Origin of the sequence: Photobacterium phosphoreum, from assembly GCF_002954725.1 — a bacterium.
Classification (GTDB): domain Bacteria; phylum Pseudomonadota; class Gammaproteobacteria; order Enterobacterales; family Vibrionaceae; genus Photobacterium; species Photobacterium phosphoreum.
This window is the reverse complement of record NZ_MSCQ01000001.1, coordinates 1,117,260-1,137,571: the sequence shown is the minus strand read 5'-3', so window position 1 is coordinate 1,137,571 and position 20,312 is coordinate 1,117,260. Positions and strand designations below refer to the sequence as shown.

The window sequence follows — 20,312 nt, the reverse complement described above, 5'->3', positions numbered from 1 at the left end:
ACGCCTCAATTGAGGCGTTTTTGTTATTTAGGCTCAATGGCTTTTTCATTAGCCAGCCACTTCGTAAACTTTGTTATATACCACTCATTTGCTTGCTTTGAACAATAAGCATGACTGAGCTTGCGATATTTCCACTCTGCCGCTAATGAGACGCGAGTTTGATTAGTTGCTCGCTCACCAAGATAAGTTTCACAAAGTTGGCTATTAGTCATGTGTCGAGCATAACTGTTTACGCTACTACCTTGAAGCCCCATTTGTTGTGCTTGATGAGAACTGCATCCCACCATGGCTAAACAAAGCCCTGTTAGTACCATTAACGGTAGTTTTATCATTCTTAATCCTAATACCTCAATTTGTTCAATGATATCAATAAATAAAAACAGACGGTATAAGTTCTTTGTTATTAGAAAACCAATAAATAATTAGCTTACGGATATTGTACTAAACTGTAGCTATTAGTTCGTTATTAAGCAGTTCATTATGCGTAAAATTCATAGAATAGTAGTGCTATTTATATGTTTATTATCTTTTAATGGGTATTCAATCGGCATTAATGATAGTAAATATATTGAATTAGGCGGAAGTTTAGATCCCGCATTAGTCAATAATATCAGCGATAAATTGCATTCGAAGGCTAATGCAGAAAAATATAATTATGTTGGATTAGTGATTGGACGGGGTTATTGTTCAGGTACTTGGCTCGGTAGTGATCAACAATATAGCTATATATTAACTGCGGCACATTGTCTGCAAGGTTCTGAAAATGATCAACATCAAGGTCAATACGTGAGCTTTAAATTACAGGATGGTACTGTTATTAGTTCTGGCCAATCAACAAATTACTTTAATCAATATACTGGTTGTAGCTCTGATATTGCTGTTGCAAAAATCCCTAAAGTCAGTGATCCGTTAGACAGTAATGGCGATGTTATTAAACAACCGTATATAGATAACCATTTTAATAAAGATCTTTTATTAGATTCTATTGATTTAACCGGCTTTGGTATTTTTGGGTCGCGTTCATTGGGTCAATTAGGTTGGCTAGGTAAACGTAATGGTACTGGGCAATTACGTTTTTTATATCAAGACTGTCTGATTAATCGAGCTATTGAAAATACACCAGCATGGGCATTTGCCTCTCCTGGTGATAGTGGTTCTGCAATCTGGCAGCAACGTAAAGGTGCTGATGTTGCCGTTGGTATTTCATCATGGTGGTTTGGATGGCAATACGGTTATTCAGGTCATGCTCCAATTGCTTTAAATAGCCAATGGCTAAAAAGTATTGTTCCTATGTTAAAAACAGTGGATGACATTCCAACTGAAATCGAAGAACAACCCGTTTTTGTATTGACCGAAAAAAATATACTTGAGACAGAACGATTAGAGAAAGATCTAAGAGGTTCTGTTTATTATGTGAAAGGTAATAATATCATTAATGGCCCTACCCGCTATATATGGCGTTATCCTCATAAAACCACCTTGTTTTCAACTAACCTCATTCATCAACAAACGGATACGACCTATCTTGTTTGGTTACAAGGGCAACGTAAGACGCATTGTGGTTGGGGGAAAGTTAATAACAGTGCTTGGTGTTACCCTGCAGCCAATCTCGGTCAATTAAAAGTACAATTTAGTCAAAAGGACAACCCTGACTTACCTATCGGTCGTTATAGCGGTGATTTTACGTTTAATGTTAAAAGCCTCTATAATCGTGATTATAATGACAGTGTGACAATTAATACTAATATTACTATCTCTGAAACACTGCCTTTTGACGGTACTATTACTGCGGAATCACCATTTATTAGTGAACGCTATGAAAGTAAGTTCCGCGGTACGGTGTATTATCTATCACCCAATAAAAGAGGCTCTAATCGTCCTCGATGGAGTCGAAGTACGGGACTTTATAGTCATCTTGCTATAGATGTAAAAAATAGCCAAACAGGCGCTATTCAGACAGTTATCTTACGTGGTGAGCGCTATCTTGGTTGTGGTTGGTCGATGATGAATAACGCGGCTTATTGCCGTAAAACAGGCCCTGTCTATGGCGAGCTGCGAGTCAGTTTTATTGCTGAAGATAATCCAGACTTAGAAATAGGTGAATATAAAGGAAGTTTCCCTGTTACTGCTCGAGGCTTGCATAACCGTAGGTTTAAACAAGATCTCCGTCTTAATGTTCATTTAAATATTACGGAGTAGTCTATGTATCAGTTTTTGTATCAACATTATCGATATCTGATACTTATAGCGGTAGTTGGTGTTGGTATAGGCGGTTATTATGCCAATAGTAACTGGCCTCACCCTTCATCAAAGGCTATGATTAATGAGCCAGCGACTATTGCTTCAAGTAGCATTGAGCATGAAATCACCCCTATTCCTGAAAATTTTGATGTGTTAAGCAAAATAGATAAAGAGATAACAAACGCTCCAATTCCTGATGAACAACATATCTTCGTTGCTCAACCTCATCATTATGATGAACCATTAATGCCCGTAATGAGTATAGGTAATTCACCAACCATCAATAGCAATATTAACTTATTAACCGGTAGTAATTTATGGGTGTATCGACCTCATTTAAAAGAAGAAGTTGAGTTAGAGCAGCAACTTTCTTTAGCAAATGATGCCACTGTAATGCAAATGGATGATGCTTTATTAAATCAACTCGTTCTAGGAGATAGTCTAATACTGTCATTACCCAATAAGGGTACCCAACAAATTGTCATTGCATCGATTCAAAGAGAGAAAAACGACGTTATTATATGGGGATTACAAAATTCTCAGCGGCAAGATATAGGTAAAATAACCCAAATAAGAGAGATAAAAGAAGGCAATTTTATTACTGATGATAAGCAAGAATATCATCTAAGAACAGTAAAAAATAAAGGTTGGATAGCCAGTAAAGATCAATTAATTGATAATAATAATCAAGCAATTACGAATAACAAACAACCGTTTTCAGAGCAGTTTCTAAATGTAAAATAGTATGATGGCCACTATAATAAAACGGCACCTACTTGATAGTAAGGTGCCGTTTTTTATTGATTTTTTGCTACAAACGCTAATTAAACGTTAGTGACATCAATGAACATACTTTCATCAATATTCGTCGATGAAACTGTTGCTTCAGTGAAAGCATATTCAGCTCTGTCACCTTCACGATCCAATGGTAAATTAACAAAATCAAACAAGTTTTTATCTGCTAATTGGCTTGGGCTGATATTCTGAATTGATTTAAATATCGCATCAACACGACCTGGTGTCTTTTTATCCCAATCCATCAACATTGCTTTAATGCTTTGACGTTGTAGATTCTCTTGTGAACCACAAAGGTTACAAGGAATAATTGGGAACTGCTTATATTCAGCGTATTTGATTAGATCTTTTTCACGGCAATACGTTAATGGACGGATCACGACGTTACGGCCATCATCAGAACGTAACTTAGGTGGCATTGCTTTTAAGCGTGAACCGTGGAACATATTCAAGAATAATGTTTCAACGATATCGTCTAAATGGTGCCCTAGTGCAATCTTAGTCGCACCAATCGTTTCAGCAAAAGAATACAAGGTACCACGACGTAAACGTGAGCATAAGCCACACGTCGTCTTACCTTCTTCTACTTTTTCCTTAACAACAGAATAAGTATCTTTATCGACAATGTAGTAAGGAATATTTAGGCTTTGAAAATACTCTGGCAAAATATGCTCAGGAAAGCCGGGTTGCTTTTGATCAAGATTAACCGCAACAACGTCAAAATTAATTGGCGCTGCTTTCTTTAAATTAAGCAGAATATCCAGCATCGCAAATGAATCTTTGCCACCACTAATACAGGCCATTACCACATCACCTTCTTCGATCATGTTGTAATCAATAATGGCGTTACCCATATTGCGGCGAAGACGTTTTTGCAGTTTGTTATATTCAAGTGTTTCTTTACGGTTATCTGTCTGATTCATTACTACTTCTCGAACTACCGACAACATCGATAGTAGAATTACGGGATAAGAATTTATAGGGCATGAATTATACGTATTTTATTGTTGACTGGAAATAGCTATACACAATAAAAAAGCCCAACACGCAATGGCTGGGCTTATTTAAGCTAACTGAAAATGTAATTACTTAAAAAAGCTCATCACAAATTTCTTAACTTGGTCAATTAAACGGCTAAAAAAGCTGCCTTCTTCAACGGGTTCTAATGCAACAAGCGGTTGTTTACCTACTTGCTTATCATTGACTGAATAAATGATTTCACCAACTTGTTGGCCTTTCGTAATAGGCGCTTCAAGTTCACTATTTAGCTCAACACTGGCGGTTAATTTTTTGGTGTCATTACGTGACAGTGTCACATAACTTGTTTTATCAACACCTAATTTAACCTGATCTTTATCACCAAACCATACGTGTTCAGTAATAATTTCATCGCCAGCTTTATGTGGTGTTACTGTTTCAAAGAAACGGAAGCCGTAGTTTAATAGTTGCTTGCTTTCCATTTCACGTGTTTTAGTACTTTTTGTACCCATCACAACCGCAATTAAACGCATATCCCCTTCAGTCGCTGAACTGGTTAGGCTGTAACCTGCTCCACTGGTATAACCCGTTTTCATACCATCGACATTCATGCTTGGATCATTTAACAAGCCGTTACGATTACGTTGCGTAATATTGTTATAAGTAAATGATTTTTCGCTGTATAGCGGGTAAATTGCTGGCAAATCACGAATAAGGGCTTGACCCAATAACGCTATATCATAAGGAGTCGTATATAACTCATTATTATCTAAGCCATGAGGGTTAGCAAAGTTAGAGTTATTCATACCTAACTTTGCCGCCCATGAATTCATTAAACTCACAAATGATTGCTCAGAGCCAGCAACATGCTCAGCAATGGCAACACTTGCATCGTTACCTGATTGAATAATCAAGCCACGAAATAGATCCATTAAAGGGACTTCGCTACCTACTTCAATGAACATCTTTGATGAATCTGGGAAATTTCTAGCCCAAGCATTACGGCTGATAACAACAAGATCTTTCTCATTAATATTGCCTTGCTTCATTTCTTGACCAGCGACATAACTTGTCATTAATTTCGTCAAACTAGCTGGATTCAGTTTTTCGTTTGCATCCTTTTCTACTAGGATCTTTCCTGTATTGTAATCCATCAATACATAGCCTTTAGCACTTAATGTCGGTGCATCAGGCACAACCGTCGGCATAGATGCAGACGCTGAAAAAGATAAAGAGTAAAGCGCTGTAGCACCAACAAGAGAGAAAAACCGAGTAGTCTTTTCCATGTGAGGCAAAATTCCTTTAAAAAACGATAATATCAATCTACATAGCTATTGAGGACTTGCAGATAGTGACCTAATAGGTATTTAGACTGATTGCCAGTATAGCGAAAAAATATAATAAAACAGGTCTTGGTAACATTGTCTTACCAATTGCTATCACTAATTACATTATATAGCGCTAATAGAGGTAACTATAAATCATTAATAGCAATTAACTACTGCTTATTTTTATTTTAATTAATAATTCCTACTGCGTTCGCATTTTTATTACCTTACAAGCCGACTATCTCTATTAAATAGTGAAATGTTAGGTTAAATTTATTCTATTGCTGTTTATTAATTAGGAACAAGTATGAACTATTACAATAAATTAGAGCGTCATGCTAAAAAACTGTCTCGACTTGGTCACCTTAATGCGATTTGTGGTTGGGATCAGGCTGCTATCATGCCGAATGGTGGCGCCCAAGCACGCTCAGAGGCAATGGCCGAGCTTGCTGTTATTTCACATGAACTTGCCACAGCCTCTTATTTGGAAAATTGGTTCACGAAAGCTGAAACAGAAGATCTTACCCCTGAGCAACGAGTTAGTTTAGCGGCTCTTAAACGTCAGTGGATGATGCAAAATATTTTACCTGCTGAGCTTGTAGAGCAACAATCATTGACGGGGTCTCAATGTGAACATGCTTGGCGTTCACAACGTAAAACGAATGATTGGGAAGGCTTTAAGGCTAATTTAAAACCAGTAGTTGAATTAGCACGCCAAGAAGCTGCTATTCGAGCACAGGCGACAGGGCTAAGTCGCTATGATGCGCTATTAGATCTTTATGAACCAGGTATGACGTCAGCAGTATTAGACGGTATTTTTGCAGAGGTAAAATCATGGTTACCTCAATTAATCCAACAAGTAGAAGCCAAACAAGCGACAGAGGTAACAATACCACTCTCTGCCCCATTTGCTATTGAACAACAACAAGCATTAAGTCTTGAAGCAATGAAATTACTCGGCTTTGATTTTGAACATGGCAGACTTGATATCAGTACTCATCCATTTTGTGGTGGTGTACCAACAGATGTGCGTATTACGACTCGCTATGATGAAAATGATTTTACATCAGCACTTATGGGGGTTATCCATGAAACAGGTCATGCGCGTTATGAGCAAGGGTTACCTCAACAATGGCGAGATTTGCCAGTAGGTGAAGCACGTTCAATGGGGATTCATGAATCACAAAGCCTATTTTGTGAAATGCAATTATCACGAAGCTCGTCATTTAGTCGCTTATTAGCCCCAATGATTCAACAGGCTTTCGATTCAAAAGAAGATTCACTTTCAGCAGAGAACCTTTGTCTTATCAATACGCGAGTTAAACCAGGTTTTATTCGTGTTGATGCCGATGAAGTCACCTACCCTGCACATGTTATTTTACGCTATGAAATTGAACGTGACTTGATTGAAGGTAATATTGAAGTTGATGATATTCCCGCTATTTGGGATCAGAAAATGTCTCAATACCTTGGGCTGTCAACACAAGGGAATTTCACCGATGGTTGTATGCAAGATATTCACTGGACTGACGGCAGCTTTGGCTATTTCCCAAGCTACACTCTAGGTGCAATGTATGCAGCGCAATTTATGGCGACAATTAATAAAGAAATGGATGTTGAACAGTTAGTCGCTCAAGGTAACTTAACGCCAATATTTGAATGGTTGCATAATAACATTTGGGATAAAGCCTCAACGTTATCAACCGACAAGCTGGTGGAGCAAGCAACGGGTGAAACATTGAACCCTGAGCATTTTAAAAAGCACCTAATAGAGCGTTATTTAAGCAACTAACAACAATATTTTTTGGTATAGATACAAAAAAATGTTATTTGTTTTACTTATTTGTAATCTTTAGCAAAATAATACCGTATAGATCACAGTTTCATCATCATTGTTTTTTATACTCTTTACTAATAAATATAACGATACCATTAAAGGATTTAAGAATGACTTATAAAGCAGCAGATCTTAATTACCACGGCGAAAATTGTGGTGTACATAACTGGATCACCGATGGCGGCCAATCATTCTATTGGCATCCTGACTGGCTACATATTGCCGAAGATGCAACAGGTTTACATAATAAGCATGAAATTGAAGTTGAAAACGGCGGTGAAATCACTAAAGGCCACGCTGTCCATGCGATTTTAAAGCGTTTAAATGAAATGCTAAGCAACGATCACGCTTAAACAATAAACACTGTTTTTACATTAAAAAAAGCCACTATCAACGAGAAAGAGTTCGTTGGTAGTGGCTTTTTTATTTTAACAGTTAAAAAGACAAATTAGGCGTATCGATTCGCTGTATTCTCTGCAACTTTTACAATTACTTTAACGGCAAGTTCCATACCTTCAACGGTAATAAACTCATGAATACCGTGGAAGTTGTAACCGCCAGTAAAGATATTAGGACAAGGTAAACCCATAAATGATAATCGAGCCCCATCGGTACCACCACGAATAGGCTTAATGTCAGGTTTAACATCACAATCAAGCATAGATTGTTGAGCAATTTCAATAATATGTGGATGCGGGGCAACCATTTCTCGCATATTAAAATATGAATCCGTTAATATCAGTTCTACACGACCTTGCGTTAACTTATCATTTAACTCATCAACTTTTTGCTGCATAAATGCTTTACGTTTTTCTTGACCATCACGATCAAAATCACGAATGATGTAGCCAAGTTCAGTGCGAGCAACAGACGCTTCCATTGACTTTAGGTGGTAGAAACCTTGATAACCATCAGTGCATTCAGGGGTTTCATCTGCAGGCATCATTAACTGAAATTGTGCCGCAATATTCATGGAATTAACCATTTTATTTTTTGCAGTACCAGGGTGAACATTTACGCCATGGCAAATAACATCCGCAGAGGTCGCATTGAAGTTTTCATATTCCAATTCACCGATTGGACCACCATCAATGGTATAAGCCCACTGCGCGCCAAATTTTTCGACATCAAACAAATTAGCACCACGGCCAATTTCTTCATCAGGCGTAAAACCAATACAAATATCACCATGTTTGATGATTGGGTTAGCAATAAGATAAGCAATAGCTGTCATTATCTCAGCGATCCCTGCTTTATTATCAGCCCCAAGTAAGGTTGCCCCGTCAGTCGTAATAATATTGTGACCGTGTAACTTATTAAGGTCGGGATATTGGAATGGCGATAGCACCTCATCCCCTATTCCTAAAGCAATATCACCACCACGGTAATTTTCAACAAGTTGCGGACGAACATTTTTACCCGATGCATCAGGTGCTGTATCCATATGGGCAATAAAGCCAATCGCGGGAATGTCACCTTCCATGTTTGCAGGTAATCGTGCCGTAATATAACCATTATTATCAAGAGAAACGTCACTGAGTCCAAGCTCAATCATTTCCGCTTGAAGTTCTTCAGCTAATACACGCTGCCCTGGTGTGCTAGGACAAGAAGAAACTACACCATTAGATTGAGTATCAAAACTTACATATCGTAAAAAACGTTCTATTAACTTATCCATTAATTCGCCTTTCTTGCTGAAGTTGACAGTTTGTACTGCCGCTATTAACTATTAACAAGAGTATTATCTAATTGCGAATGAATGACATTGAGATACGTCATCATTGATTCTTTTTTTTTGTAAAATTAGACATCACTTTTAAATAAGCGATAAATTACAGTTAGTTTTATTGAGATGCATTTTAAAAGTGATTGATAAAGTTAATTTTTTCGGTAATGTAGATATTATTTAACCACCATAAAGTTATAGTGCGTTAGGTGTTTTACTTAAAAAAAAGCCCCTTATAAAAAGGAGCTCTTTTCATATATCACCGCTGAGTTACGCATTAAACGTATCATTGTTAATCGGCTCACTGACATTATCGTCAGGCTTTGATTCTGATTTATGATCATCTGTATTCGGTGTTGCTGATGTAACTTGCAATGTAATACCAAACATATTGCGGTAAATAATTGCTTTTACATTAAAGAAAAATGGCAGTGTCCAAAGTAAACCTATACCCGCTGTAACAATAGACAGAAAAAAGAAAATCATCACAACCAAGTAAATGGCAGTCATTGGCATCACTTTTCGAACCGTCGCCATAAATGAATATTGAATAGCTTTAATCGGCGTTACACGCTTCTCACAAACAAGTAGGATGGCCATACTTAATGCCATTGTTAAAAATAACCCTACTAAAGGGAAGATACTGCTACCAATCCCCTGAATTGAGGAAATTAATAACATCGTAATAATCGACACTAATGTAAATGAAAAACCTTTAACGATTTGACTCGGTTTCGTTGGCAGCCCTACTGAATGATTCAGCGCCATTAAACTTACGCCAACATATAAAGGAGCAATCAAAATATCAGACCAAAAGTTAGCCATAAAGCCCGCTTTCAAAATATCTGCAGTAAACCCCTTCCCTGTAATAAAGGCATCAAAAAACACATTTGGACTGCCTAACTGTATTTTTAGACTCAATAGCAACAATGCGATCTGTGCAATAAACAAACAAATAACTGCTGGTAAATACTTGGTGTAATTTTTTGCTGTTATCTTAAACGCTTCTTGAAGAACAGCGATGGGTTGTAGCTCAACATTACCAGCCATTGCTTTTTCAATTGAACCACCAACGTGAAAACTTTTTTTAGTTGTCTCTTTCATACTCATATCATCATTATTTTGGTGAGCGCATTGTACGTTACTCATCATTGTACAAAAACACTATTCACGTAAAAATTTATTTCAAGACCATGTTAATACACAAAAAAGGGGCAATAAGTCATCACTAAGGTGATAACTACAGCTCGTTTTAGTTTATTGTAAAAGAGAATCCCCTCTTATTGAACATAAAAGATAAATATTTGAGCTTAAAAATAAAATGGGCTTATTATTACTTTAATCGTAATTTATTTTTCCAGTATTCATTGTAATAGTGACCATATTACACAGAATCAACGTGCTATCATTAAACCATGTAGACGTTAATCTATAAATTTAGTGAGAAAACGCTTTAAATTGAAAGACTACAGGTCTATTATGCGCCCCTAATTTTAGCCAAAATATTGGGGCTTAACCAATCAGTCCCAAGGTGGAGATAACGTAGAATTGAACGTTGCAAAAACATCTAAGAAACCCGTAATTCAGCTGAAGGGTCTTAGCAAAAGCTTTGACGGTAAGCAAATCATTACAGGTTTGGACCTAGACGTAAACGATGGTGAATTTTTAACCATTTTAGGTCCATCAGGCTGTGGAAAAACCACAGTGCTTCGTCTTATTGCTGGCTTTGAAACTGCCGATAACGGTCAGATCACCATTGCCAATAAAGATGTTACTGACATTCCAGCTGAACAGCGTCTCGTTAATACGGTGTTTCAGAGTTATGCACTGTTTCCACATATGACAGTGTTTGAGAACGTCGCGTTTGGTTTACGCATGCAAAAAGTGCCATCGAGAGACATTGAACCTCGAGTTATGGAAGCATTGCGTATGGTGCAGCTTGATAAGTTTGCCCCTCGTAAACCACATCAATTGTCAGGTGGTCAGCAACAACGTGTTGCGATTGCACGCGCAGTTGTTAACAAACCAAAAGTTCTTTTGCTTGATGAATCACTTTCTGCACTTGATTACAAATTACGTAAACAAATGCAGCTTGAACTGAAACAACTTCAGCGGAAACTTGGCATTACTTTTATTTTCGTAACTCACGATCAGGAAGAAGCACTTTCTATGTCCGACCGTATCATCGTTATGCGCGATGGTTATGTTGAACAAGATGGCACTCCTCGTGAAATTTACGAAGAGCCGACGAACTTATTTGTTGCTCACTTTATCGGCGAAATCAACGTGTTTGATGCTATCGTTAAAGAGCGCTTAGACAGTAAGCGTATTATGGCAGATGTAGAAGGTCGTCATTCTTTAATTCACTGTGAGCTTGATGTTGCCATTGGCGACAAAGTAAAAGTGCTATTACGTCCAGAAGATATTCGCATTGAAGAAATTCATAATGGCGATCAGACTACGGGCATTTTAGGTAAAGTTAAAGAACGTACTTATAAAGGTATGACGCTTGATTCTGTGGTACAGCTCGATTCAGGAAAGTCGGTAATGGTTAGTGAATTCTTCAACGAAGATGATCCTGACGTAGACCACTCTCTTGATCAAAAAGTTGCCATTACTTGGGTTGAAAGTTGGGAAGTGGTGCTAGCAGATGAGCAAGAAGTTTAATCTCCAAAACATCATCATAACGATTGTTGTAAGCTGGCTACTACTGTTTGTATTTGTACCCAACCTAATGATTATCGGTACGAGTTTTTTAACTCGTGATGATGCAAACTTGATCAAAATGGTGTTCACGTTAGATAACTACGAACGTCTCTTCGATCCAATGTATGCAAAAGTACTTTTGCATTCATTTAATATGGCAATAACAGCAACGTTATTCTGTTTGTTAATTGGCTACCCTTTTGCGTATGCCATTGCCAAGATGCCTGAAAAATGGCGTCCTTTTATGCTGTTTTTAGTTATTGTACCTTTTTGGACCAACTCGCTGATCCGTACATATGGCTTAAAACTGATGTTAGGTACGCGTGGTATCCTAAATAATGCGTTAATGTACTTAGATATTATCGATAAGCCCATTCGCATTATGTACACCGAATATGCCGTAATGATTGGCTTAGTCTATATTCTACTGCCATTTATGGTGCTACCTTTATACTCAGCGATAGAAAAACTCGATAATAACTACATCGAAGCCGCTCGAGATTTAGGTGCAAATAAGTTTCAAACGTTCATTAGAGTTATTTTCCCACTAACAATGCCCGGTATTATTGCAGGTTGTTTATTAGTGTTGCTACCAGCATTAGGTATGTTCTACGTATCAGATTTACTTGGTGGTGCGAAAAACTTGCTGATTGGTAACGTGATTAAGAGTCAAGTACTCAACGCGCGTGATTGGCCATTTGGCTCTGCAACCAGTATTGCACTGACGTTAGCGATGGCAATTATGCTATATGCCTACTATCGCGCAGGAAAATTACTGAACAAAAAAGTGGAGCTTGAATAATGGGACGTTTCTTTAAATTCAGCTTTATGTCGTTCGTATACGCGTTTTTGTATGCTCCAATTATCATTTTGATCATTAACTCATTTAATGCCAGTAAGTTTGGTATGAAATGGGGTGGCTTTACCACCAAATGGTATGGCGAGTTGGTCAACAATGATAGCTTGATGCAAGCTGCGGGGCACTCAATTACGATTGCTGTAATTTCCGCGACGGCTGCATCATTAATTGGTAGTTTAACGGCGGTTGCCCTATTTCGTTATAACTTCAAGGGCAAGAAGTTCGTATCAGGTATGCTATTTTTAGTGATGATGTCACCTGATATTGTAATGGCTATTTCATTATTAGCTTTGTTCCTATTAATTGGTGCTAATCTTGGCTTCTTAACGTTATTACTATCACATATTACTTTTTGTTTGCCGTTTGTTGTAGTAACCGTATACAGTCGCTTAAAAGGCTTTGACGTAAAAATGCTTGAAGCAGCACGTGACCTAGGTGCGAGTGAATGGGTAATTCTAAAGCAGATTATCTTACCACTGGCTAAACCTGCTGTTGCTGCTGGCTGGCTACTTAGTTTCACACTATCACTTGATGACGTAATTGTGAGTTCATTTGTTACTGGTCCGAGTTATGAAATTCTACCTTTAAAGATTTACTCGATGGTTAAAGTCGGTATTTCACCAGAGGTCAATGCATTAGCAGCTATAATGCTAGTCATTTCATTGGTCCTTGTGATTTGTTCGCAACTACTCGCAAGAGATAAAAAGTAGCATCAACGTTTTTAACGATCATTAAATGGCTAACTTACTAAAGTTAGCCATTTTTTTATCTTTAATTTACCACCTCATTCAATATAAATAACCCTATTCCCTTTTCTGGTTAAATTAGTCTTTTTATCGATTTGTATAACAATATTATATAAAGGTTAACTACCTGTTATTAATCAATGTTCTGTAAATAAATATCTCTTCGAAGTGTTCATTTTTGTAATGGCGGTATGATTTTATCTGCTATACTAGCTACGTATACCAATTCATATTTGTTTAAAAAGTACACGCTTTATGCTGACTTTATAAACGACACAAAATTAGGAGAGGCGGTCTAAGCCGCTAGAGAGCACTCTCGATATCCTGTTTAGTTAGGAGCTAACAACAATGAAAAAATGGTCTTTAATGATGGCCGGTGCAGTTTGTGCTGTGTCAATGTATTCAAACATTGCCACTGCTGCAGATTCAGATAGTAACAAGTTATACTTTTACAACTGGTCTGAATACATCCCTAACGATGTACTAGAACAGTTCACAAAAGAAACCGGTATTAAAGTAATTTATTCGACTTACGAGTCGAATGAGACCATGTACGCTAAATTAAAAACTTATGATAAAGGCTACGATTTAATCGTCCCTTCAACTTACTTCGTTTCTAAAATGAGTAAGGAAGGTATGCTGAAAAAGATCGATAAATCAAAGATCCCTAATTTTGCTGGTATTGGTAAAAACTATTTAAATAAACCTTTTGATCCTAACAATAATTACTCTATCCCTTACATTTGGGGTGCAACAGGTATCGGCGTTAACACTGATGTAGTCGATAAATCAAAAATCACGAGCTGGGCTGATTTATGGGACCCTAAATGGCAGGGTCAGCTAATGATGATGGACGATGCACGTGAAGTGTTCCAAGTTGCATTACGTAAGCTAGGCTATTCTGGTAATACCCGTGATCCTAAGCAAATTAAAGCCGCTTATGAAGAACTTAAGAAGTTAATGCCTAACGTATTGGTATTTAACTCTGACTTCCCTGCTAACCCATACATGGCTGGTGAAACACCATTAGGTATGCTTTGGAATGGCTCTGCATACATGGCGCGTAAAGAAGGCGCACCAATTGATATCGTATGGCCAAAAGAAGGTGCAATCTTCTGGATGGACAGCTTAGCAATTCCAATCAATGCTAAGCATGTTGATAACGCATATAAGATGATCAATTTCTTACTACGCCCAGATATTGCAGCTAAAATCGCACTACAAATTGGTTACCCAACACCTGTTGAAGCGGCGAAAAAGCTATTACCAGCTAGTTTCGTAAATGACCCAAGTATCTACCCGCCACAATCAGTAATGGATGCTGGTGAATGGCAAAACAGTGTTGGTCCTATGAGTGAAGTTTACGAAGAATACTTCCAAAAACTAAAAGCTGGCGAATAATCGCGACTGTTAATTAAAGTTAACGATATACAAAAAACCGAGCTTTCTAGCTCGGTTTTTTATTACCATCACTTTTATGGCAACAACTAGATTGCTCAATTCTTATGTATTGAGCAATTCTTCAACATATTCAGGTACAAGCACCGATGCTTTGCCGTAACGCTTCTCTTCAAACTCATTTTCAACATTACTCGGCTCTAAATTAAGCTCTATTGTATGTGCGCCTTGCAATGCTGCTTCATGGACAAACCCTGCTGCAGGATAAACATTTCCAGAGGTGCCAATAGCAATAAACAAATCTGCTTTCACTATCGCATCATGGATCTTATCCATATCAATAGGCATTTCCCCAAACCATACAATATCAGGTCGTAACGGTGCTGAGATTTGGCAGCAATGACAGTGATCGCTGGTATGTAAGTCACCTTGCCATACTAACGTTTGACCTGATTCACAACAGCGAACTTTTAAGAGCTCACCATGCATATGAATAACATTGTGGCTACCAGCTCGCTCATGAAGATTGTCGATGTTTTGAGTAACAATCGTTACCGTACCCTCTAACTCCGCTTCTAACTTTGCTAAGGCATAATGGGCAGCATTAGGCGCAACAGATCCATTTTCTATCTGTGCTCGGCGGGCATTATAAAACGCTTGCACTAATTCAGGATCGCGTTGATAACCTTCAGGGGTTGCCACATCTTCAACTCGATGTTCTTCCCATAATCCATCTGCAGCACGAAAAGTGCGGATCCCCGATTCTGCAGAAATGCCAGCCCCTGTTAGCACGACAATATTTTTGTAAGGAAATAACATAACAACATCCCTATGGTAGTAATAAAAATTAACTTTCTCTCCTATTTATACCACTGATTTTATATGGTTTAACGGTGTTTTTTATTAGACGTTAGTATGAGGAATACTTTATTGCCATTAGCGACAAATTATGCACATAAAAAAAGCCAATACACTTTGTTATTAAAAGTGTATCGACTTTCATTTAATGCTTAATATTTAACTATCAATTGATGGCTTAGATTTATCTATTGTCGTTTTTTCCAGCTCATAACCCGGCTGATTCTCAGGTAAATCTTTTACCTCATCAAACCACAAATTATGGTGTTCACGTGCCCATGTTTCATCAACTTCGCCTGTCACCATGCCATCAAGGCCTGCTTCCATACCAAATAAACCAATATAAATATGGAAGATAAAGCCACAGATCAAAATCAGTGCCGATAACATGTGGAGTAAGTTTGATAGCTCCATATCACGACGGGTTTGATCAAAGATAGGGAAATCTAATACAAAACCACTGGCAGCAATTGAAAAACCAAACACAATCAATAACCAGAAGATAGCTTTCTCACCACCGTTAGAGAAACCCGCTGATGGATGCGACCCTTTATGCTTACCCACCATACCGCCCATCTTCTTAAACCATTCAAGATCGACTTTATTAAAGGTGCTTTTACGCCACCATTTAATCAATACCGCGAGTAACAGAATCGCAAAAATAGGTCCCATATAGTTATGGTATTGCTTGGCGGCTAAAATAATCCAACCCCAAATTTCAGTAGGCACAATGGGCTTAATAAAATGTTTACCATAAACGAGCGTTAAGCCACTGAACCCTAAAGTAAGAAAAGTAAATGCCATACTCCAGTGCAATGCGCGATCAATACGGCTCCAGCGTTTGATTTTACGGCCAGTTTTGGGCTTACTTAGCTTTAGCGGTCCAATCACCACATATGCCAGAGTCACCATCACAAGGCTACCAAAAATCGCTAATGCACCTAATGGTGACATCCACTTTTCTTTGAGGATATACCATGTTTGTCCAGGCACACTGATTAACACATCGTGCTCAGGCCAACCTGATGTGGTGTAACCCTTTTCGCCATCTTTTACCATTCGCCAATAATCAGCCCCAGCAAAGCCAATCACTTCTTTCTTTACTACGGACTCACCAGCAGTCGTTGTATCACTACCACTTGCCATAGCGGATACCGAAAACACCATCATTAAAGCGGTAACCATGATAGTTAACCAGCGTTGAATTCGCTTAATCATTAAAGCTCCTATCTACTTCAAAAAGCAGATTAATCGGCACACCTCTTCCAACAGCGCACCTAACTATTACAACGAGTCGATAAATGGACTTAAGCATTACGCGTTAAGCCCATCTAAGGATGATTAAGCTTTACGTACTTTACTTGCATCGTAGGCTAAATCATCCGTGCTTGCCCAACCGGCATCTTTTGCACCACGAGCAACAACACGCTTACTGAAAATTTCAGATATTTTTTCAGCATCACCAGCAAGTAATGACTTCGTTGAACACATCGAAGCACACATTGGCAACTTACCTTCCGCGATACGGTTTGCGCCATAAAGTAAACGTTCTTTTTCAGAACCCGGTTCAGTATTTGGGCCACCAGAACAATAGGTACACTTGTCCATTTTCCCACGCTCAGCAAACGCATCTTGCTTAGGAAATTGTGGCGCACCAAACGGGCAAGCAAACAAGCAATAGCCACAACCGATACATAAATCTTTATCGTGCTGCACAATGCCATCTTCTGTTTGGCTAAAACAATCCGCAGGACATACCGCCATACAAGGCGCATCACTACAGTGCATACAGGCTACAGAAATCGAGGTTTCCCCAGGAAGACCATCGTTTAAGGTTACAACGCGACGACGTTGAATGCCCCAACCAACCGCTTCTGAATTGGCATTTTTACAAGCTGTTACACAACCATTGCACTCAATACAACGCTTAGAGTCACAAAGAAATTTCATACGTGCCATCAGATGACTCCTTACGCTTTAGTGATTTTACACAAGGTAACTTTGGTTTCTTGCATTTGGGTAACAGGATCATAGCCATACGTGGTTGCTGTATTGGCTGCCTCACCTGAAACATAAGGCGCACAACCTTCAGGATAACGGTCACGTAGACTTACACCCTCAAATTCACCACCAAAGTGGAACGGTAAGAAAGCCAAGCCTTCACGAACACGAGGCGTTACCATCGCTTTCACTTTAATACGCCCTTTTTCTGCGCCTTCAACCCACACCATTTCACCATCTTTAATGCCAATATCGTTTGCATCTTTGAGGTTGATTTCAACAAACATTTCTTTTTGAAGTTCAGCAAGCCACGGATTCGAACGGGTTTCTTCGCCACCACCTTCATATTCCACCAAACGACCTGACGTTAGAATAATGGGGTATTCTTTTGATACGTCTTTCTCTTGAATTGATTTAAAAAGTGTTGGCAAACGGAACATCGCCTTGCTGTCGTCCCATGTTTGGTACTCAGGCAATAAGTCACGACGCGGTGTGTACAACGGCTCACGGTGAATAGGCACAGCATCAGGGAATGTCCATACAACAGTACGGGCTTTCGCGTTACCAAATGGAATACAACCGTGTTTAATCGCAACACGCTGAATACCACCAGACAAGTCTGTCTTCCAGTTTTTACCTTCAGCTGCCACTTTTTCAGTTGCAGTTAGGTCATCCCACCATCCGAGTTGCTTTAGCATCTTCGCGGTAAATTCTGGGTAACCATCTTCAAGTTCACAGCCCAATGAATAACTATCATCAGCCAGCATACTGACACCATTACGCTCAACACCAAAACGGGCACGGAAATTACCGCCACCTTCTGCGACTGTTTTTGAGGTATCGTAAAGAATATGTGTACCTGGATGCTTCATTTCTGGCGTACCCCAACATGGCCATGGTAGACCATAGGTTTCACCGTTCATCGGTCCGCCAATAGCTTCAAGAGTGGTAAAATCAAACGTACCCCAGTTTTTCTGATGCTCTTTCAAACGCTCAGGGCTTTGACCTGTATAACCGATTGTCCACATACCCTTATTATATTCACGAGTAATATCTTCAATGTTCGGCTTATTATTCTCAACCTTGATGTGTTTGAATAATTGATCAGCAATACCTAAACGCTTAGATAATAAGTACATGATTTCGTGATCAGGTTTTGCGTCAAACAATGGTTCAATCACTTGATCTCGCCATTGAACAGAACGGTTAGTTGCAGTTACTGAGCCATAAGTTTCAAACTGCGTGGTTGCAGGGAAAAGATAAACGTTATCAGTGCGTCCATTCATTACCGCAGCAACACCAGGGTATGGATCGACGATCACCATCATATCCAACTTTTCCATCGCGGTTTTCATCTCAGGTCCACGGGTTTGTGAGTTAACCGCATGTCCCCAATAGAACATCGCACGAATATTATCGCGTTGTTCGATCTTATCTTTGTTTTCTAAAACACCATCAATCCAACGAGATACAGGAATACCGGCGCTGTTCATTGGCTTTTTACCATTATAGGTATTTTGATCAAAACGGCCTTGTAGCCATGAGTAATCAATATCCCATACTTCAGCCCAGTGTTTCCAAGCTCCTTCTGATAATCCGTAATAGCCCGGTAAGTTGTCAGACAATACGCCAAAGTCTGTTGCACCTTGTACGTTATCGTGACCACGGAAAATATTCGCGCCGCCGCCTGATTTACCCATGTTGCCAAGGGCTAATTCAAGAATACAGTAAGCACGAGTATTGTTATTACCGGTGGTATGTTGCGTACCACCCATACACCACACAACACAACCAGGGCGGTTTTCAGACAGTATTTTTGCCGTTTGATAAACTTGATCTTCTGGTACGCCGGTTACACGCTCAACTTCTTTCGGATTCCACTTTGCCACTTGTTCACGTACTTCTTCCATGCCGTAAACACGTTGACGAATAAATTCTTTGTCTTCCCAGCCATTATTGAAGATGTGATATAGCACACCCCAAACAAAGGCAACATCAGTACCTGGACGTAAAGAAACAAAGTGATCAGCTTTTGCCGCCGTACGTGTACGACGCGGATCTACTACCACAATCTTACAGCCGTTGGTTTCTTTAGCGATCAGGATATGCTGCATCGCAACAGGGTGAGCTTCTGCTGGATTAGAACCAATAAATAGAATCGACTTACAGTTATGCATGTCATTCAGTGAGTTGGTCATTGCACCGTAACCCCACGTGTTTGCTACACCAGCAACCGTGGTGGAGTGACAAATACGCGCTTGGTGATCGACGTTATTAGACCCCCATAACGACACCATTTTACGGAACAAATACGCTTGTTCGTTGTTATGTTTAGCCGAACCTAAAAAGTAAACAGAATCAGGGCCTGACTCTTGACGAATTTTCAGCACTTGTTGACTAACTTCGTCTAATGCTTGTTCCCAACTTAATTTTTTCCACTTACCGTTAACCAACTTCATTGGGTATTTTACGCGCTTAGCACCATGGCCATGCTCACGTAACGCAGCCCCTTTTGCACAATGCCCACCAGCATTAAAAGGATGATCAAAAGCAGGTTCCTGATGGGTCCATACACCATCTTGAGTTTCAGCATAAATGCCACAACCCACAGAACAGTGAGAACAAATTGTACGTTTAACCACTTTAGGTGCGCTGTAGTCAGCCTCCGGGAATGCTTCCGCCTTGCGCATAAAACTCGGCGCAAAAAGGCTCGCACCTGCAACACCACCAGCGGCAGCAAGAGAAGAATTACGAATAAAAGAACGGCGAGAAATACCTAATTGGTTTTCGTCTTTGCTCACTTTATCGGAACGTTTAGTCAGTTTCATTTCAAGCTCCG

17 protein-coding genes are annotated in these 20,312 nt (G+C 39.1%); 8 read left to right on the top strand and 9 right to left on the bottom strand.

The window, feature by feature from the left end:
* Window positions 1–23: 23 nt before the first annotated feature.
* Window positions 24–332, bottom strand: a complete 309-nt coding sequence (locus BTO21_RS05010) for a hypothetical protein (RefSeq protein WP_045030446.1) — start codon at window positions 330–332, stop codon at window positions 24–26.
* Window positions 333–480: 148 nt separating this feature from the next.
* Between BTO21_RS05010 and BTO21_RS05005 the strand changes: the two genes are divergently transcribed.
* Together BTO21_RS05005 and BTO21_RS05000 are read left to right on the top strand one after the other, a co-directional pair.
* Window positions 481–2,199, top strand: coding sequence for a trypsin-like serine protease (locus BTO21_RS05005; RefSeq protein ID WP_045030444.1), 1,719 nt, complete (start codon window positions 481–483; stop codon window positions 2,197–2,199).
* A gap of 3 nt (window positions 2,200–2,202) precedes the next feature.
* A complete protein-coding gene (locus tag BTO21_RS05000; RefSeq protein ID WP_052672677.1) occupies window positions 2,203–2,985 on the top strand; it encodes a hypothetical protein in 783 nt (260 codons plus the stop codon).
* Window positions 2,986–3,065: 80 nt separating this feature from the next.
* Here BTO21_RS05000 and ttcA read toward each other — a convergent pair whose 3' ends face one another.
* The gene (gene ttcA / locus BTO21_RS04995; RefSeq protein WP_045030442.1) at window positions 3,066–3,959 is read right to left on the bottom strand and encodes a tRNA 2-thiocytidine(32) synthetase TtcA; all 894 of its coding nucleotides are present in this window, start codon (window positions 3,957–3,959) and stop codon (window positions 3,066–3,068) included.
* 162 nt (window positions 3,960–4,121) lie between these two features.
* Window positions 4,122–5,300: a D-alanyl-D-alanine carboxypeptidase family protein gene (locus BTO21_RS04990; RefSeq protein WP_045030440.1), complete on the bottom strand. Its 1,179-nt coding sequence runs from the start codon at window positions 5,298–5,300 to the stop codon at window positions 4,122–4,124.
* A gap of 349 nt (window positions 5,301–5,649) precedes the next feature.
* Here BTO21_RS04990 and BTO21_RS04985 point away from each other — a divergent pair, with 349 nt between their 5' ends.
* Together BTO21_RS04985 and BTO21_RS04980 are read left to right on the top strand one after the other, a co-directional pair.
* A complete protein-coding gene (locus BTO21_RS04985) occupies window positions 5,650–7,134 on the top strand; it encodes a carboxypeptidase M32 (RefSeq protein ID WP_045030439.1) in 1,485 nt (494 codons plus the stop codon).
* Window positions 7,135–7,289: 155 nt separating this feature from the next.
* Window positions 7,290–7,532, top strand: coding sequence for a hypothetical protein (locus tag BTO21_RS04980; RefSeq protein ID WP_045030437.1), 243 nt, complete (start codon window positions 7,290–7,292; stop codon window positions 7,530–7,532).
* A 95-nt stretch (window positions 7,533–7,627) separates the two neighbouring features.
* Here the strand turns inward: BTO21_RS04980 and pepT are convergent, their stop codons facing one another.
* Together pepT and BTO21_RS04970 are read right to left on the bottom strand one after the other, a co-directional pair.
* Window positions 7,628–8,857 (bottom strand): peptidase T, encoded by a 1,230-nt coding sequence (pepT, locus tag BTO21_RS04975; RefSeq protein ID WP_045030435.1) that lies wholly within the window; start codon window positions 8,855–8,857, stop codon window positions 7,628–7,630.
* A 318-nt stretch (window positions 8,858–9,175) separates the two neighbouring features.
* Window positions 9,176–10,009, bottom strand: a complete 834-nt coding sequence (locus BTO21_RS04970) for a DUF2189 domain-containing protein (protein WP_065193721.1) — start codon at window positions 10,007–10,009, stop codon at window positions 9,176–9,178.
* 444 nt (window positions 10,010–10,453) lie between these two features.
* Between BTO21_RS04970 and potA the strand changes: the two genes are divergently transcribed.
* The 4 genes from potA (at window position 10,454) to BTO21_RS04950 (ending at window position 14,617) form a co-directional block, all read left to right on the top strand.
* Window positions 10,454–11,572 carry a spermidine/putrescine ABC transporter ATP-binding protein PotA gene (gene potA / locus BTO21_RS04965; protein ID WP_045030432.1) on the top strand — a complete coding sequence of 373 codons (1,119 nt, stop codon included), beginning with the start codon at window positions 10,454–10,456 and terminating at the stop codon, window positions 11,570–11,572.
* Window positions 11,556–12,413: a spermidine/putrescine ABC transporter permease PotB gene (gene potB / locus BTO21_RS04960; RefSeq protein ID WP_045030430.1), complete on the top strand. Its 858-nt coding sequence runs from the start codon at window positions 11,556–11,558 to the stop codon at window positions 12,411–12,413. The genes potA and potB overlap by 17 nt, the downstream gene beginning before the upstream one ends.
* On the top strand, window positions 12,413–13,180 hold the full coding sequence (potC, locus tag BTO21_RS04955; RefSeq protein ID WP_065193700.1) for a spermidine/putrescine ABC transporter permease PotC: 768 nt from the start codon (window positions 12,413–12,415) through the stop codon (window positions 13,178–13,180). Before potB ends, potC begins: the two co-directional genes overlap by 1 nt.
* Before the next feature lie 384 nt (window positions 13,181–13,564).
* Window positions 13,565–14,617, top strand: a complete 1,053-nt coding sequence (locus BTO21_RS04950) for an extracellular solute-binding protein (protein ID WP_045030428.1) — start codon at window positions 13,565–13,567, stop codon at window positions 14,615–14,617.
* 102 nt (window positions 14,618–14,719) lie between these two features.
* Here the strand turns inward: BTO21_RS04950 and cobB are convergent, their stop codons facing one another.
* The 4 genes from cobB to BTO21_RS04930 all read right to left on the bottom strand — a co-directional run bounded on the left by cobB (window position 14,720) and on the right by BTO21_RS04930 (window position 20,301).
* On the bottom strand, window positions 14,720–15,478 hold the full coding sequence (gene cobB, locus BTO21_RS04945; RefSeq protein ID WP_275658182.1) for a Sir2 family NAD+-dependent deacetylase: 759 nt from the start codon (window positions 15,476–15,478) through the stop codon (window positions 14,720–14,722).
* Window positions 15,479–15,631: 153 nt separating this feature from the next.
* Complete coding sequence (locus BTO21_RS04940; RefSeq protein WP_373455476.1) at window positions 15,632–16,642, bottom strand: formate dehydrogenase subunit gamma; 1,011 nt, start codon at window positions 16,640–16,642, stop codon at window positions 15,632–15,634.
* A 171-nt stretch (window positions 16,643–16,813) separates the two neighbouring features.
* Complete coding sequence (fdh3B, locus tag BTO21_RS04935; protein ID WP_045030423.1) at window positions 16,814–17,431, bottom strand: formate dehydrogenase FDH3 subunit beta; 618 nt, start codon at window positions 17,429–17,431, stop codon at window positions 16,814–16,816.
* Window positions 17,432–17,442: 11 nt separating this feature from the next.
* Entirely contained in the window at window positions 17,443–20,301 is a 2,859-nt protein-coding gene (locus BTO21_RS04930; protein WP_045030420.1) for a formate dehydrogenase subunit alpha, read from the bottom strand.
* Window positions 20,302–20,312: the final 11 nt, after the last annotated feature.

Coding starts and splice junctions, on each gene's coding strand:
- BTO21_RS05010 (WP_045030446.1), bottom strand. CDS start 332: ATGATAAAACTACCGTTAATGGTACTAACAGGGCTTTGTTTAGCCATG.
- BTO21_RS05005 (WP_045030444.1), top strand. CDS start 481: ATGCGTAAAATTCATAGAATAGTAGTGCTATTTATATGTTTATTATCT.
- BTO21_RS05000 (WP_052672677.1), top strand. CDS start 2,203: ATGTATCAGTTTTTGTATCAACATTATCGATATCTGATACTTATAGCG.
- ttcA (WP_045030442.1), bottom strand. CDS start 3,959: ATGAATCAGACAGATAACCGTAAAGAAACACTTGAATATAACAAACTG.
- BTO21_RS04990 (WP_045030440.1), bottom strand. CDS start 5,300: ATGGAAAAGACTACTCGGTTTTTCTCTCTTGTTGGTGCTACAGCGCTT.
- BTO21_RS04985 (WP_045030439.1), top strand. CDS start 5,650: ATGAACTATTACAATAAATTAGAGCGTCATGCTAAAAAACTGTCTCGA.
- BTO21_RS04980 (WP_045030437.1), top strand. CDS start 7,290: ATGACTTATAAAGCAGCAGATCTTAATTACCACGGCGAAAATTGTGGT.
- pepT (WP_045030435.1), bottom strand. CDS start 8,857: ATGGATAAGTTAATAGAACGTTTTTTACGATATGTAAGTTTTGATACT.
- BTO21_RS04970 (WP_065193721.1), bottom strand. CDS start 10,009: ATGAAAGAGACAACTAAAAAAAGTTTTCACGTTGGTGGTTCAATTGAA.
- potB (WP_045030430.1), top strand. CDS start 11,556: ATGAGCAAGAAGTTTAATCTCCAAAACATCATCATAACGATTGTTGTA.
- potC (WP_065193700.1), top strand. CDS start 12,413: ATGGGACGTTTCTTTAAATTCAGCTTTATGTCGTTCGTATACGCGTTT.
- BTO21_RS04950 (WP_045030428.1), top strand. CDS start 13,565: ATGAAAAAATGGTCTTTAATGATGGCCGGTGCAGTTTGTGCTGTGTCA.
- BTO21_RS04940 (WP_373455476.1), bottom strand. CDS start 16,642: ATGATGGTGTTTTCGGTATCCGCTATGGCAAGTGGTAGTGATACAACG.
- fdh3B (WP_045030423.1), bottom strand. CDS start 17,431: ATGGCACGTATGAAATTTCTTTGTGACTCTAAGCGTTGTATTGAGTGC.
- BTO21_RS04930 (WP_045030420.1), bottom strand. CDS start 20,301: ATGAAACTGACTAAACGTTCCGATAAAGTGAGCAAAGACGAAAACCAA.